A 13,667-nucleotide genomic window follows, 5' to 3' on the forward strand; every position below is an offset into this window, starting at 1 on the left:
CCCATGCCCACTCAACACCCCCAACAACAATTTTTTTTATATAAAAAATATTTGGGGGCCCGGGGGGGGGGGGCGGGGGGTGCGCCCCCCCCCGCCCCCGGGGGGGGGGGGCCCGGGGCGGCCCCCCCCCGCGTCCGGGAACTACCAGGTGACGGCGTCGTCCATGGACTGCTGCCAGTAGGTGACCTTGAGCGAGTCGTCGATGTAGAAACCCTTGGCGGGCAGCGCGGGGTTGCTTCCGGCGCCGACGCTCTCGTTGCCGGAGGGGCCGGAGAAGTAGACGGCCAGGGTGGTCTCGGTGTGGCCATGGCCGCCGCTGCCGTCGGCGGCGGACAGGTTCACCGAGGCGTAGCCGGACTCGCCCGGCTTGAGCGTGACGACGGCCTGCGGCTTGGAGTCCTCGATGACCGGCGGCACCGACTGGGCCTCGCCGAAGCGCACCGCCGGGTAGCCGTAGAGGTGGCAGGGGGCGCTGCCGGTGTTGGTGACGGTCAGCAGAAGGTGGTTGACCGGGCGGGTCAGCGGAGCCGCGACGGTCCTGGTGACGGAACCCTCGCAGGTGACGGCCTTGCTGTCCGCGGCGGCCGGGGGCTTTGGGGCCGCGGTGGGGGCCTTCGCGGAGGGCTTGGCGGGGGCGCCGGTCGCGGCGGGGGCGCCGGTCTGGGCGGGGGCGGGTGCGGCGGGAGCGGCAGTGGAGGCGGCCGGGGCGGTCGCGGTGGGTGCGGTCGCGGCGGGTGCCGGGGAGTTCGCGGCGGCCCCCTTGCCGCCCGCGTCCGCCGCGTCGTCGTTGCAGGCGCTCAGCGAGAGCGCGGCGATCGCGACTCCCGCGGCGGCGGTCAGGAAACGGGTGCGGGAGGTGCGGATGCCGGACATGTGCCGTGTCCCCTTCGGTGCTCGGGTCGGTCTGCTGCTTGGATGACCGGAGCTTGCGCGGTGACCCGTCCCGGGCGCTACGGTCTACGGCCGATCAGGGACGGTGGGACACTGGGACGGGCTCTGAGCTGGGGGAATGCCGGAGCCCTGGAACGCGTGGATGAGACGTGGGGAGGGAAGTGCGATGGAACAGTCGCAGACGACGGGGAGCTCGGCGGCGGAGGATCTCGCGGCACTGCTGGGGGAGCTGAAGGAGCGTTCGGGGCTCAGTTACGGGGCGCTGGCCAAGCGCCTGCACCTGAGCACCTCGACGCTGCACCGCTACTGCATCGGCACCGTGGTGCCCACCGAGTTCGCGCCGCTGGACCGCCTGGCGCGGGCGTGCCGGGCGACGCCGCAGGAGCTGACGGAGCTGCACCGGCGCTGGATCCTGGCGGACGGCACCCGCCGGGCGGGCCGGCCGGAGGCGGGTGCGGTGGCCGTGCCCGCGCCTGTGCCCGTACCGGACGCGCTACCGGTCGCGCAGGAGGAGCCGGCGGCCGTCGACGTGACGCCGCCCGAGGAGCCGGCGCCGAGGCGGGGCCGGCGCGGGGCGCTGGTGGCCGCCGTGGCGACGGCGGCCGTGCTGGGGGCGGTGGCGCTCAGCCTGGCGCCCTTCGGCGGCGACGGGGACGGCGGCGGGAACGGGGCCGGCGACCAGCGGCCGGCCGCGGCCGCCGCCACGGCGGCGGACACCGTCGGCGCCACCACCGGCACCGCGCAGCCGGAGACCGCCGGGCCCTCCACGGCGGAAACCCCTGCCCCTCCCCCGAGCGCCGGGAGCGGCGAGCCCCCCGCCTCCCCTGCTTCCCCCGCCCCGAGCGCCCCCGGTGCCGCCGACACCCCGGCGGGCACCGGCGCCTCCCCCTCCCCCACGCCCACCGCCACCGCCACCGCCACCGCCACCGCCGACCCGCTGAGGGTCGCGACCCGCCCCTACGTCTACGACAACCCCTGCTACCAGCACTTCCTCGTCAACAGCCCGCCCCAGCAGGTCGGCCCGCCCGCGAACGAGCCGGACGCGCCGCGCTGGGCGGCGGCGTACGGCGCGGTCGCCTCCGGGGAGCAGCGGGTCGCGCTGACCGTCCAGGGCACGGGGAAGGACACGGTGGTCCTGGAGGCGCTGCACGTACGGGTCGTCACCAAGGGGGCGCCGCTCGCCTGGAACGACTACGCGATGGGGGACGGCTGCGGCGGCGACGTGGAGAGCGCGTCCTTCGACGTCGACCTGGACAGCGGCAGCCCGACGGTCACCGCCCGGGGCGGGCAGCGTTCCTTCCCGCGCAAGGTCAGCGAGTCCGACCCGGAGGTCTTCTACGTCACGGCGCACACCCGGGCGCACGACGTGCGCTGGGAGCTGACCCTGGACTGGTCCAGTGGCGGGCGCCGGGGCACGCTGCGCGTCGGCGCGGGCAGCGCGCCGTTCCGCACCAGCGCGGGTGTCGGGCGGCCGGCCTACAAGTACCCGCCGGGCAGCAGCGAGTGGGAACGGGCGGCGGTGGACCCGCAGGGGTGACACCCCGTACGCCCCCGGCCGGATCCGTGGCGCGCGGTCGGTGGCCGTAAGATCCCCCGGAGCACCGGGCCCGTCAGGCCTCACCCACACGTCTCCGCAGCTCACGCGGGTGCGTGTGATCGCCGGGACACCCGGCGGCCACGACAATGGTGCGGACAGTTCCCCGGAAGTACAGAGAAAGCGAAACCTCACCATGGATCTCGGCGTGCGCTGGAAGCTGCACGGTGACGGGCGCACGCCCGCACCGGGGGCGGTGGTCCGTCCCGACGAACGGCTCTCCTGGCCCCGCACGGTAGGGCTCGGCGCCCAGCACGTGGTGGCGATGTTCGGGGCGAGCTTCGTGGCGCCCGTGCTGATGGGGCTCGACCCGAACCTCGCGATCATGATGTCCGGCGTGGCGACCGTGATCTTCCTGCTGGCCACCAAGGGCCGGGTGCCCAGCTACCTGGGCTGCTCGCTGTCCTTCGTGGGCGTGGCCGCGGTGATCCGGGCGCAGGGCGGCACCAGCGCGACGGTGACCGGCGCGGTGTTCGTGGTGGGCGTGGCGCTGTTCCTGGTGGGTGTGGCGGTCCAGAAGTTCGGGGCGCGCATCATCCATGCCGCGATGCCGCCGATCGTCACCGGCGCGGTGGTCATGCTGATCGGCTTCAACCTCGCCCCGGTGACCGCCTCGGTGTACTGGCCGCAGGACCAGTGGACGGCGCTGCTGGTGATGCTGTTCACCGGTCTGGCCGTGGTGTGCCTGCGCGGTTTCTGGTCGCGGGTGGCGATCTTCCTGGGGCTGCTGTTCGGCTACGGGATCTCCTGGCTGTTCGACCAGGTCTTCGGGAAGATCCACTCGGTGAACGGCGCCGGGCAGATGACCGACCACTGGCGTCTGGACCTGTCGGGCGTCGGCAAGGCGGACTGGATCGGCCTGCCGACCTTCCACGGCCCGTCCTTCCAGTGGTCGGCGATCCTGGTGGCGCTGCCCGTGGTGATCGCGCTGGTCGCGGAGAACGCCGGGCACGTCAAGGCGGTCGGCGAGATGACCGGCACGAACCTGGACGACAAGCTGGGCACCGCGATCTCCGCGGACGGCATCGGCTCCATGCTCTCCACCGCGGTCGGCGGCCCGCCGAACACCACGTACTCGGAGAACATCGGCGTCATGGCCGCCACCCGGGTCTACTCCACCGCCGCCTACTGGTGCGCGGCCGGCTTCGCGCTGCTGTTCGGCCTGTGCCCGAAGTTCGGCGCCATCGTGGCCGCGATCCCGGGCGGGGTGCTCGGCGGCATCACCGTCATCCTGTACGGCATGATCGGCCTGCTCGGCGCGCAGATCTGGACCAGGGCCCAGGTGGACCTACGCAACCCGCTGAACCTGGTGCCGGCCGCGGCGGGCATCATCATCGGCATCGGCAACGTGACGCTGAAGTTCACCGACACCTTCAGCCTCAGCGGCATCGCGCTCGGCACGCTGGTCGTCATCACCGGCTACCACGTGCTGCGGGCACTGGCCCCGGCGCACCTCAAGACGCAGGAGCCGCTGCTGGACGAGGGCACCTCCTCGTACGACGAGCAGACGCGACCCGGCGCGGGCGCGTAACCGGGAGCAGGGAGCACGGCGCGACGGCCGGCGGAAGTGTCCGAAAAGGACCTTCCGCCGGCCGTTTCGTCTGGCCGGACGGCCCGGCCCGGTGGTCGAATCACTGCCCGTCCGCACCGGCCACTCATCCACCTTGGAGAGACGTGTCCCTTCTGAACCACCGCCTGAACCACCGCCTGAACCACCGCCGCAAGGCCGCCACCGCGGCCGTCGCCCTCGGCACCCTCGCGATCACCTGCGCCGGGGTGACGCCCTCCAGCGCGGCCGGCCAGGTCCTGTGGACGCCGAGCACCAGCACCGGCCCGTCCTCGTTCAAGGCCGTCCAGTGCGCGGCCGGAAACTTCGGCGTCGTCAAGGACGCGACCAAGGGCAACGTGTGGCGGGCCTTCCAGGCCGCCGGGGAGGAGCGCTGCGAGACGCTCAGCCCCGATCTGAAGGAGGGCGACACCTTCTACCTGGGCTGGTCGTCCAAGGTGGACATCAAGGACACCGAGAGCCGGTACGTCTTCCAGCTGAAGTGCTCGCCGAGCACCGACACGGCCAACCACCCGATCGAGATCGACATCGTCAACGGCCGCGTCCGTCTCCAGGAGTGGGACACCGCCCACGTGGCGCACTCGCTGTGGACCGCGCAGACGGCCAACAACACCTGGCACTCGTACGCGCTGAAGATCCACCTGGGCCGCACGGACGGCACCATCGACTTCTGGTTCGACGGTGTGAAGCAGACCTTCACCACCGGCTCCGGCACCTTCAAGGGCACCACCTGGGACGGCGACCGCAACTACCTCAAGTGGGGCTCCTACCACCCCGCCACGGGCGACGCCACGAACACCTTCACCAGCCCGGTGATGGCGACGACCCTGGAGGCCGCCACCGCCGGCTCGTGACGCCTCGCCGAGTTCAGCCACAGGCCCGGACCGCCACAACGTGCGGTCCGGGCCTGTCGGTTCACCCGCGCGCCGGCCGGCCGGGCGCGGACGGCGGTAACCGGACAGCCTGCGGCGAGCCGGCGGTCAGCAGTACTTGAAGGAGCTGATCCTGTCGTCGATCCACGACGGTACGGAGGCCCACTGCTCGTGGGGGCCGATCTTGAACTCCGCGTCATCCGACCACATGTGGGAACCGAGTCGTTGACCTGGTCGCCGGTCGGCGACGTCGCCCGTAACGGCTGCCGGGAGCCTCGGGCGGGCATGGCGAAGGGGGCAGCCGGGCGGTCTTCGCCCCAGCTGCCCCCTTCGGGCCGCCGGTCTGTGCTCAGGGCTGCATGAGCGTGGCGGCGTCGGTGTTCGCGCCGCAGAGCACCACGCACACCTTCTCGCCGCTGGCGGGCCGGTAGCTGCGGCTCGCCGTGGCGGGCCGGGTCGGCAGGTCCCGGTCGGCCGTGTGCCGGTCGGTGGCGAGCAGGCCTGCCAGGGCGGTGGCCGCACCGTGCTCTACCGCGATCCGCCGGTGGTCCCACAGTGCCTGGCGGGCACGGACGATCCCCGTGTCCGGGACGAGGACGGAGTGGACGCCGTCCTGCCGGGCGGCATGCAGGGCCGTGGCGGAGGTGCGGCGGGCGCCGAGGGAGTCGGCGGCGATCGAGTCGACCGGGACGTCGACCAGGCGGCCGGCCTCGATCGCGGCGTTCAGCGCGCGGCAGTTCTCCGGCTCGACCGCCACGGTGCGGATGCCGTGGTACTGGGCGGCCGTCGCGACACCGGCGAACAGGCCGCCGCCTCCGACGGCGACCACGACGGTGTCCAGGCCGGGGATCTGCTGGTGGATCTCCTCCAGCAGGGTGCCCGCCCCGGCGGCGATCAGCGGGTGGTCGTAGGCGTGCGAGGCGAGCGCGCCGGTGGCGGCGGCGAACTCCTCGCAGGCCGCGAGGGCCTCGGCGTACTCCGCGCCGACCAGACGGACCTCGGCGTCGTAGCCGCGGAGCTTGGCCACCTTCACCTGCGGTGCCGTCTCGGGGAGGAACACGGTGGCCCGCACGCCCTGCTGCTGGGCGGCCCACGCACAGGCCAGCCCGGCGTTGCCGCCCGAGGCGATGGTCACCCCGGCCTCGGGCAGGGTGTTGGCGTCGCGGTGGGCCTGGATGAAGTTCTGCGCACCACGGGCCTTGAACGAGCCGGTGTGCTGCATGAACTCCATGGCCAGCCACACCTCGCACGGGATGACCTCCCGGTCATCCACCGGGTCGCGGTGGGCGGTGCGGATCGCGCCCGGGTCGACCGGGGACAGGGTGACGGGACGGATGCGTCCGGCGATGCGGTCGGTGGCGGCCTTGATGTCGCCGTACGTGAGCTGGTGCACTTCGTTGCTCCTGCGATGAGTTGGTGACGGCGGCTCCCCAGGCGGAGCCGAGGCGGGCCGGCGAGATAGCGATCGGGTCCGGGCGCATCCCGGCCCGCTGCCAGGCCGCCCGAGCGGCCTCCGCGTCACACCGGTACCGGCCGGAATCGAGTCGGCCGTCCTGGTCGCGGTAGTCGTTCAGGGCCGGGCCGAACCGGACGATCGGGGTGGGCACCCGGGCGGGGTCGTAGTCGGCGGTGGGCAGCGGGTCGAGTGCCGGGGTGCGGGGCATGTCGCCTCCGTAAGGATGCATGAGCCTACCGTGACGGTACGCTGAGCCGCGTGGCCGGAGCTGATCCACGGCCGCCCGGCCGTTGTCCACCCGCAGCACCTCGCTGCCCTGCCGGCACGCGGCGGCGCCGGCATGGGTATCCCGGCACGGCCGCGCGACGGCGTGCGCGGAGGGAGACGCAGCAGGCCCGGACCGCGGGGGTGCGGTCCGGGCCTGCGCTTCAGGTGGCTGCGGTGGCCGGTCGGGTCAGGTCGGGTCAGCAGTACTTGAAGGAGCTGATCTTGTCGTTGATCCAGGAGGGGACGGAGGGCCACCGCTCCCAGGGGCCGATCTTGAACTCCGCGCCGCCGTACCAGTTGTGCTCGTAGAAGCAGATGTGGCTCCCCGTGTTGTTGATCACGGAGGACGTGATGTCCTGCATGCCCCTGTCCCCGGGGGAGGTGTGCTCCAGCTTGCCCAGGTCGCCGATGTTCTGGTCCGAGCCGATCGCCGCGAACTTGCCGGTGGGGCCCGTGTTGCCCACGTAACCGTTCTCGGACCACAGGCAGACGTAGTTGGTGGGGCAGGCTCCGGCGCCCTGCCCGACGGGGATCACGTTGGCGCTGGCGGAGCCCGCCACGGTCACGACCAGCCCGACGGCGGTGGCGGCGGCCAGGCCCAGCCTGGCCAGGTTCTTGGAGAGCTTCATGACGATCCGTTCAGGTCGAGGAAAGGGGAAGGGAGGAAGGGAGGTCAGCAGAACTTGAAGGAGCTGATCTTGTCGTTGATCCACGCCGGGATGCCGGGCCACTGCTCCCAGGGGCCGATCTTGAACTCCGCGCCGCCGTACCAGTTGTGCTCGTAGAAGCAGATGTGGCTTCCGGTGTTGTTCACGATCGAGGAGGCGGTGTCCTGCATGCCCTTGTCCCCGCCGCCGTCCCTCCCCTGGAGCTTGCCCATGTCGCCGGTGTTCTGGTTCGACGCGAAGGCGCCGAACTTCGCGCCGTTGACGGTCCCGCCCTGGATGAAGTTGCCCTCCGACCACAGGCAGACGTAGCCGCTGGGGCACGAGCCGGCCCCGTGGCCCATGTCGTAGACGTTGGTGGCGCTCGCGGAGGTGGCCCCGGTCACGAGCAGGCCGACGGCGGCGGCGGTGGCCAGGCCGAGCTTGGCCAGGTTCCTGGAGAGCTTCATGACGATCCGTTCAGGTCGAGGAAGAGGGAAGGGTGAAGGGAGAAGGGGGTCAGCAGAACCTGAAGGAGCTGATCCTGTCGTTGATCCACGACGGGACGGAGGCCCACTGCTCGCGGGGGCCGATCTTGAACTCCGCGCCGCCGTAGTTGTTGTGCTCGTAGAAGCAGATGTGGCTCCCGGTGTTGTTCACGACCGAGGAGGTCTCGTCCGTCATGCCCTTCCAGCGCCAGAGCGTGCTCTCGTACTTGAAGTTCGCCATGTCCGGGATGTTCTGGTTCGCGCCCACGGCCCCGTAGTCGACGCCGCCCTTCGGGTTCCCCGCGATGAAGTTGTTCTCGCTCCACAGGCACACCCAGTTGGCGGGGCACTTGCCGGGGCCGGTCTGGATCGAGGTGAGGACGTCGGCGCTCGCACTCGTCGTCGTGGCGGCGAGCACGCCGGCCACCGTGGCGGCACCCACCGCGAGCCGCATCGCCGTCTTCCGCAGGTTCATGAATGATCTCCTCTGCTCTCTGCATTCCTGGGGGCGCTCCGGCGCTTCGCTCGCGGAGCAACACCACCACTGTGGCGGCGAGGGCAGGGGGGAGGCATCGGTCATCCGACCACATGTGGGAGCCGGGTCGTTGACCTAGTCGATGACCTACTCGGCCGGCCGGCGGCGCCGCCATAGGTATCCCGGCACGGTCGCGCGACGGTGGGCGTGGACGGAGACGCCGCAGGCCCGGACCGCGGGGAGTGCGGTCCGGGCCTGCGCTTCGGGTACGTGCGGGTGGCGGGTCGGGTCAGGTCAGCAGTACTTGAAGGAGCTGATCTTGTCGTTGATCCACGACGGGACCGAGGGCCACTGCTCGTGGGGGCCGATCTTGAACTCCGCGCCGCCGTACCAGTTGTGCTCGTAGAAGCAGACGTGGCTCCCCGTGTTGTTCACCACGGACGACGTGATGTCCTGCATCCCGTCCCAGAAGGCGTCGTTCTTCTGCAGCTTGCCCATGTCGCCGATGTTCTGGTCCGAGGCGATCGCCCCGATCTTGTTGGAACCGATCTTGCCGACGAAACCGTTCTCGGACCACAGGCAGACGTAGTTGGCGGGGCACGCCCCTGCGCCCTGGCCGACGCCGAGGATCGTGTTGGCGCTGGCGGATCCCGCCACGGTCACGACCAGCCCGACGGCGGTGGCGGCGGCCAGGCCGAGCCTGGTCAGGTTCTTGGAGAGCTTCATGACGATCCGTTCAGGGTCAAGGAGAGGAGAGGGAAGGGAAGGGAAGGGGGAAGGATCAGCAGAACTTGAAGGAGCTGATCTTGTCGTTGATCCACGACGGGAGGGAGGGCCAGTGCTCCCCGGGGCCGATCTTGAACTCCAGGCCGCCGTACCAGTTGTGCTCGTAGAAGCAGACGTTGCTCCTGGTGTTGTTCAGCACCGAGGAGGTGATGTCCTGCATGCCCTTGTCGGTGCTGGCGACCTTCTGGAGCTTGCCCATGTCGCCGGTGTTCTGGTCTGCCGCGAAGGCACCGAACTTGAGGTCGTTGTAGAACGAGCCCTGGATGAAGTTGGCCTCCGACCACAGGCAGATGTAGCCGCTGGGGCACGAGCCGGCCCCGTGGCCCATGTTGTAGACGTTGGTGGCGCTCGCGGAGGTCGCGGTGGTCACGATCAGACCGGCAGTGGCGGCGGCGACCAGGCCGAGCTTGGACAGGTTCCTGGAGAGCTTCATGACGATCGGTTCCGTTCGGGTATCAGGCGGAGGGGACGGGACAGGTCAGCAGAACTTGAAGGAGCTGATCTTGTCGTTGATCCACGACGGGACCGAGGCCCACTGCTCGTGGGGGCCGATCTTGAACTCCAGGCCGCCGTAGTTGTTGTGCTCGTAGAAGCAGATGCTGCTCCCGGTGTTGTTCACGACCGAGGAGGCATCGTCCACCATTCCCTTCCAGCGATGCTCGTTCGGCAGGAACTGGATGTACGCGATGTCCGGGATGTTCTGGTTCGCACCGATGGCCCCGTAGTCGAGGCCGCCCTTCGGGTTCCCCACGATGAAGTTGTTGTCGCTCCACAGGCACACCCAGTTGGCGGGGCACTTGCCGGCGCCGGTCTGGATCGTGGTGAGGACGTCGGCGCTCGCGCTCGTCGTCGTGGCGGCGAGCACCCCGGCCACCGTGGCGGCACCCACCGCGAGCCTCGTCGTCATTCGCCGCAGGTTCATCCTGATCTCCTCTGTATCTCTGCATGCCCAGGGGGGTGCTCCGGCGCTTCGCTTGCGGAGCGACACCACTGTGGCGGCGGGGGCACTGAGGAGGCATCAGTCATCCGACTGCCTGTGCGACCGGCGACGACGACCTAAGTCGGGTCCGGGGTGAAGTCCGGTGAACGCGCCGGCCCCCGCATGCCGTGGCATGCGGGGGCCGGGGCGCCGGGTTCCAACGCGTCGGTCAGTACCGGGTGGTGACGGTGACGCCGCTGAAGGCGGTCTTGCCGTAGAGGCTGAGGTAGCGGTAGCCGCCCGTGGTGTTGGTGACGGTGATGGTCTGGGTGGTGCCGCTGTTGGTGGAGGAGGCGGTGTAGGAGGTGTTGGAGGCCCAGCTGTCGGCGTTGTAGTAGAGGTAGGCGGTGCCGGTGCCGCCGGCGGTGGAGACGGTCAGGGTGGTGGTGCCGGCCGGCATGTAGATGTACATCTGGTCCAGGCTTCCGGCCGCGGCGGCGCGGTCGGTGCGGAAGCAGTTGTAGTCCATCTTCCGGGCGTCGCTGCCGGCACAGGCGGCGGGCGCGGCCGGGGCGGTGACGGTGACGGTCTGGGTCGCGGTGGCGGTCTTGCCGTAGCTGTCGGTGACGGTCAGGGTGACGGTGTAGGTGCCGGGCGTGCGGTAGGACTTCGTCGGGGAGGCCGTCGTGGAGGTGGTGCCGTCGCCGAAGTTCCAGGCCCGGGTGGTGATGCTGCCCTTGCCGTCGGTCTCGGTGGAGCGGTCGGTCAGCTGGACGTTCAGGTCCCGCACCGCGGTGTCGAAGGCGGCCTTCGGGGTGCCCGGGGCCAGGCAGGTGTCGGTGGCGCAGGTGCCGAGCCAGTTGGTGAAGTCGGCGTCGTAGGCGGCGCCGATACCGTTGTAGTAGGCGTAGCCGCGGGCGTAGTCGCCGGTGCGGAAGAACTGGAGCATCGTCTGCACGACGCCGGGGAACCGCTCCATCATGTAGCGGTTGGCCAGGTAGCCCCAGTGGTAGGTGCGGACGACGTCGCTGTTGAGGTACGTGCTCTGGAACAGGGTGCTCAACGCGTAGGTGTGCTTGGGCGCCTGGGCGACGGCGTTGGTGTCGGTGACGCCGCGGTAGGTGTAGGAGACGTACTCGGCGAAGCCCTCGATCCACCACAGGTCGGGGACGCTGATCTGCTGGTTGAAGCCGCCCTTCATGTCGTAGCGGGCGTCCAGGACGTGGGCGTACTCGTGGTTGAGGTTCCAGATCCGGGCGGTGAAGCCGTTGTCGTTCGGGTGCCGGTACATGATCGAGACCGGCTGGTTGGCCGGGTCGGTCGGGTCGCCGGTCAGGGTGATGCCGCCGTTGTTGGTGGCGGCGCCGTACATCGCGCCGGCGTAGGTCTGATAGTCGGCCTGGCTGGCGAACACCACGAGCTGCACGGAGGACTCGTACTGGCCGGGGATGGGGCCGTTGTCGCGGACCAGGTTGTGGAAGTACGCGTCCTCGCCCTTGAGGTTGGCGCAGACGGCGGCGAGTTCGGCCGCGGTGAGGTCCTGGGCCAGGACGGTGAGGGTGGGGTTGCAGGTCTGCCGCATCGGCAGCACGGCCGTGGTGAGGCGCTGCTTCAGGTCGCAGATGCCGTAGTAGGAGCACTGGCCCCGATCGTAGAAGTCGGCCACGTTGGCGGCGCCGACCCACAGCCGGGCGGTCGGGCCGGTCATCGAGGAGGCGTCGAGCAGGCCCTTGACCAGCGGCCGGACCTTGGCCTGGAGGGCCGGGTACTCGATGAAGCGGGACAGCTCGATGCCGGCGTTGCCCTCCAGGTACCCGCGGTCGGTGCCGAGCAGGTCGAGGTGGTTGCGGGTGAAGGCGGTGAGCGTGTCGATGATGCTCGGGTCCGCGGTGACGGCGGTGCCGAAGTCGGGGTTCTGGTGGCCCCGGTCCAGCGGCATGAACGCGCTGTTGACCAGGTTGAGCAGGTCCCTGGACGTGTCGTACGAGCTGTTGTAGCCGTTCAGCACCTGCTTGTAGGTGCCGAGGTAGCGGCCCTGCACGTTGGCGCTGTCGGTGAGGATGACGACGTCGGCCGCGACCTTGGCGTGGGCGTCCGTGGTGTCCGCGAAGTGCGGGCCGGCCACGAAGGCGTCGATGCCGCGCGTCACGGCGGCAGTCAGCGAGGCGTCGAACGGCGGCACGTGCGCCGGGTCGTTGGACTGCAGGTAGTAGCCGGCCCGCAGGAACAGGACCAACTGCCAGACCCCGGTGGAGTTGTCACCCGGATAGGTGGCGACGGCGGTGCGGAAGGCGTCCGCGACGGTGGCCATCTGGCTCTGCCGGAACAGCGCGGAGGCGTTCGCGCTGCCGCCGGTGTAGAAGAGCTTGGCGACGCACTCGGGCGTCGAGGCCGTGAGGGCGGAGACCAGGGCCTGGCCGGTCCGGCCGTTGAAGTCGGAGGGGTTGCAGGGCGTGGCGGCGGCCGGGGCCGCCGCCAGGGTGCGGGGCGCGGCCGCGGGTGAGGCCGTGTCGGTGGAGTCCGACTGGGCGAACGGGCTGGCCGGCGGCAGCTCGGCGGCGGTGAGCCGGCGGGTCTGGGGCGCGGCGGGGCTCTCGGAGTCCGTGGTGGTGCTGCCCGTCACCGCCGACGGCCCGCCCGGGGTCTGGTGCGGGCTCGAAGCGGCCGAGGTGGGGACGGCCGGGGAGGGGGTCGGGGCGGGGGACGCCTGGCTCGGTCCGGCGGCTATGCCGAGCAGGACGGTGCTTGCCGCGGCGACTGCGGCCAGCAGTCTGGGCATGCGTGAGAGGGGACGCATCGTCATTCCTTCGTGGGGGAAACGCACATGAATGCACCACGGAAGGGGGGAAGGTGTGGAGGCATCCGGAGTGCGTGACGCACGGTCTCACAGGAGCAGCATTCCCATCAATGGGGTGTGACATGTCATGTGTCTCAGTTTCGCGCCCACGGAGAAGCAGCGGAGCTGCGTGAACGGAGGGTGGCCCGGGAACGGGCGTTCCCGGGCCACCCTCCGGAACCTCCGTCGGGGCCTGGGTTCAGACGTCGCCGAACTCGCCGCTGCGGACGGCGGCGACGAAGGACGCCCACGCCGAGGCGGGGAAGGCGAGGGTCGGCCCGTTCGGGTCCTTGGAGTCGCGGACTACGCCCGGGTGCGCGTCGTCCACCTCGACGCAGTTGCCACCGTTGTTGCTGTGCGAGCTCTTGTGCCACACGGCGCCGGCCCGGTCAACTTCCAGAGGATTCATGGCGTTTGCGTGCCCTCGCCCACACACGCAAAACGCCCGGCTGGGGACCCGCCGAACCCCTTGAGGGCAGATCGGCTGCGGGGCAAAGCCCCGGTCGGCTGACGGCCCCTGCGGGCGGGGACACCCCTGACCGACCCTAGGGGGGTGGCCCATCCCTGAGGGGGAGCGGCCTATCGTTCGAAGGTAGGTCCAGGGTCGGAGGCGGTCTGGACCGTGGGCTGACGACCCGGTACCCCGCCAGCTGTCAACGTGTCAGTTGCCGTAATTCACAAGGGTGTTGCATTCGTGCGCCCTTCGGCATGGACACGGGAAGGTGGACGGGCATGGCGGAACACAGGGGCGGAACGGGGCCGGGCGGTCGCGGGCGTACGGGGCGCCGGCGCGGCCGCCCGGCCGTGCGCTTGGTGGCGCTCGCGCTGGCGGGCGCGGGCCTGGTGGGGGTGACGGCCCCGGCGGCCGGTGC

13 protein-coding genes are annotated in these 13,667 nt (G+C 70.7%); 3 read left to right on the top strand and 10 right to left on the bottom strand.

Annotated elements, in window-relative coordinates:
* Positions 1-141 precede the first annotated feature (141 nt).
* The gene (locus ACGF13_RS35780) at positions 142-873 is read right to left on the bottom strand and encodes a DUF4232 domain-containing protein (protein WP_392883402.1); all 732 of its coding nucleotides are present in this window, start codon (positions 871-873) and stop codon (positions 142-144) included.
* A gap of 184 nt (positions 874-1,057) precedes the next feature.
* On the opposite strand from ACGF13_RS35780, the gene ACGF13_RS35785 reads away from it, so the two are divergent.
* From ACGF13_RS35785 to ACGF13_RS35795, 3 genes are all read left to right on the top strand, one after another.
* The gene (locus ACGF13_RS35785; protein WP_392883403.1) at positions 1,058-2,428 is read left to right on the top strand and encodes a helix-turn-helix domain-containing protein; all 1,371 of its coding nucleotides are present in this window, start codon (positions 1,058-1,060) and stop codon (positions 2,426-2,428) included.
* Positions 2,429-2,621: 193 nt separating this feature from the next.
* Positions 2,622-4,016 carry a uracil-xanthine permease family protein gene (locus ACGF13_RS35790; protein WP_392883405.1) on the top strand — a complete coding sequence of 465 codons (1,395 nt, stop codon included), beginning with the start codon at positions 2,622-2,624 and terminating at the stop codon, positions 4,014-4,016.
* A gap of 143 nt (positions 4,017-4,159) precedes the next feature.
* A complete protein-coding gene (locus ACGF13_RS35795) occupies positions 4,160-4,906 on the top strand; it encodes a heparin lyase I family protein (protein WP_392883406.1) in 747 nt (248 codons plus the stop codon).
* 367 nt (positions 4,907-5,273) lie between these two features.
* On the opposite strand, the gene ACGF13_RS35800 is transcribed toward ACGF13_RS35795, so the two are convergent.
* The 9 genes from ACGF13_RS35800 to ACGF13_RS35840 all read right to left on the bottom strand — a co-directional run bounded on the left by ACGF13_RS35800 (position 5,274) and on the right by ACGF13_RS35840 (position 13,204).
* On the bottom strand, positions 5,274-6,317 hold the full coding sequence (locus ACGF13_RS35800) for a threonine/serine dehydratase (RefSeq protein WP_392883408.1): 1,044 nt from the start codon (positions 6,315-6,317) through the stop codon (positions 5,274-5,276).
* A gap of 527 nt (positions 6,318-6,844) precedes the next feature.
* Positions 6,845-7,276: a peptidase inhibitor family I36 protein gene (locus tag ACGF13_RS35805; RefSeq protein ID WP_392883409.1), complete on the bottom strand. Its 432-nt coding sequence runs from the start codon at positions 7,274-7,276 to the stop codon at positions 6,845-6,847.
* A 44-nt stretch (positions 7,277-7,320) separates the two neighbouring features.
* Positions 7,321-7,761, bottom strand: coding sequence for a peptidase inhibitor family I36 protein (locus ACGF13_RS35810; RefSeq protein WP_392883411.1), 441 nt, complete (start codon positions 7,759-7,761; stop codon positions 7,321-7,323).
* A 49-nt stretch (positions 7,762-7,810) separates the two neighbouring features.
* Positions 7,811-8,254: a peptidase inhibitor family I36 protein gene (locus ACGF13_RS35815; protein WP_392883412.1), complete on the bottom strand. Its 444-nt coding sequence runs from the start codon at positions 8,252-8,254 to the stop codon at positions 7,811-7,813.
* Positions 8,255-8,548: 294 nt separating this feature from the next.
* Positions 8,549-8,980 carry a peptidase inhibitor family I36 protein gene (locus ACGF13_RS35820; protein ID WP_392883414.1) on the bottom strand — a complete coding sequence of 144 codons (432 nt, stop codon included), beginning with the start codon at positions 8,978-8,980 and terminating at the stop codon, positions 8,549-8,551.
* 55 nt (positions 8,981-9,035) lie between these two features.
* Positions 9,036-9,473 carry a peptidase inhibitor family I36 protein gene (locus ACGF13_RS35825; RefSeq protein ID WP_392883416.1) on the bottom strand — a complete coding sequence of 146 codons (438 nt, stop codon included), beginning with the start codon at positions 9,471-9,473 and terminating at the stop codon, positions 9,036-9,038.
* Positions 9,474-9,518: 45 nt separating this feature from the next.
* A complete protein-coding gene (locus ACGF13_RS35830; RefSeq protein ID WP_392883417.1) occupies positions 9,519-9,962 on the bottom strand; it encodes a peptidase inhibitor family I36 protein in 444 nt (147 codons plus the stop codon).
* Positions 9,963-10,188: 226 nt separating this feature from the next.
* Complete coding sequence (locus ACGF13_RS35835; RefSeq protein ID WP_392883418.1) at positions 10,189-12,738, bottom strand: collagenase; 2,550 nt, start codon at positions 12,736-12,738, stop codon at positions 10,189-10,191.
* A gap of 256 nt (positions 12,739-12,994) precedes the next feature.
* Positions 12,995-13,204, bottom strand: a complete 210-nt coding sequence (locus ACGF13_RS35840) for a DUF397 domain-containing protein (RefSeq protein WP_392883420.1) — start codon at positions 13,202-13,204, stop codon at positions 12,995-12,997.
* Between the last annotated feature and the right edge of the window lie 463 nt (positions 13,205-13,667).

Origin of the sequence: Kitasatospora sp. NPDC048286, from assembly GCF_043201735.1 — a bacterium.
Lineage (GTDB): Bacteria > Actinomycetota > Actinomycetes > Streptomycetales > Streptomycetaceae > Kitasatospora.

Bases quoted from the DNA above. Each gene is read 5' to 3' on its own strand.
- ACGF13_RS35815 (WP_392883412.1), bottom strand. From the start codon at position 8,254: ATGAACCTGCGGAAGACGGCGATGCGGCTCGCGGTGGGTGCCGCCACG.
- ACGF13_RS35805 (WP_392883409.1), bottom strand. From the start codon at position 7,276: ATGAAGCTCTCCAAGAACCTGGCCAGGCTGGGCCTGGCCGCCGCCACC.
- ACGF13_RS35840 (WP_392883420.1), bottom strand. From the start codon at position 13,204: ATGAATCCTCTGGAAGTTGACCGGGCCGGCGCCGTGTGGCACAAGAGC.
- ACGF13_RS35810 (WP_392883411.1), bottom strand. From the start codon at position 7,761: ATGAAGCTCTCCAGGAACCTGGCCAAGCTCGGCCTGGCCACCGCCGCC.
- ACGF13_RS35790 (WP_392883405.1), top strand. From the start codon at position 2,622: ATGGATCTCGGCGTGCGCTGGAAGCTGCACGGTGACGGGCGCACGCCC.
- ACGF13_RS35780 (WP_392883402.1), bottom strand. From the start codon at position 873: ATGTCCGGCATCCGCACCTCCCGCACCCGTTTCCTGACCGCCGCCGCG.
- ACGF13_RS35820 (WP_392883414.1), bottom strand. From the start codon at position 8,980: ATGAAGCTCTCCAAGAACCTGACCAGGCTCGGCCTGGCCGCCGCCACC.
- ACGF13_RS35835 (WP_392883418.1), bottom strand. From the start codon at position 12,738: ATGCCCAGACTGCTGGCCGCAGTCGCCGCGGCAAGCACCGTCCTGCTC.
- ACGF13_RS35785 (WP_392883403.1), top strand. From the start codon at position 1,058: ATGGAACAGTCGCAGACGACGGGGAGCTCGGCGGCGGAGGATCTCGCG.
- ACGF13_RS35825 (WP_392883416.1), bottom strand. From the start codon at position 9,473: ATGAAGCTCTCCAGGAACCTGTCCAAGCTCGGCCTGGTCGCCGCCGCC.
- ACGF13_RS35830 (WP_392883417.1), bottom strand. From the start codon at position 9,962: ATGAACCTGCGGCGAATGACGACGAGGCTCGCGGTGGGTGCCGCCACG.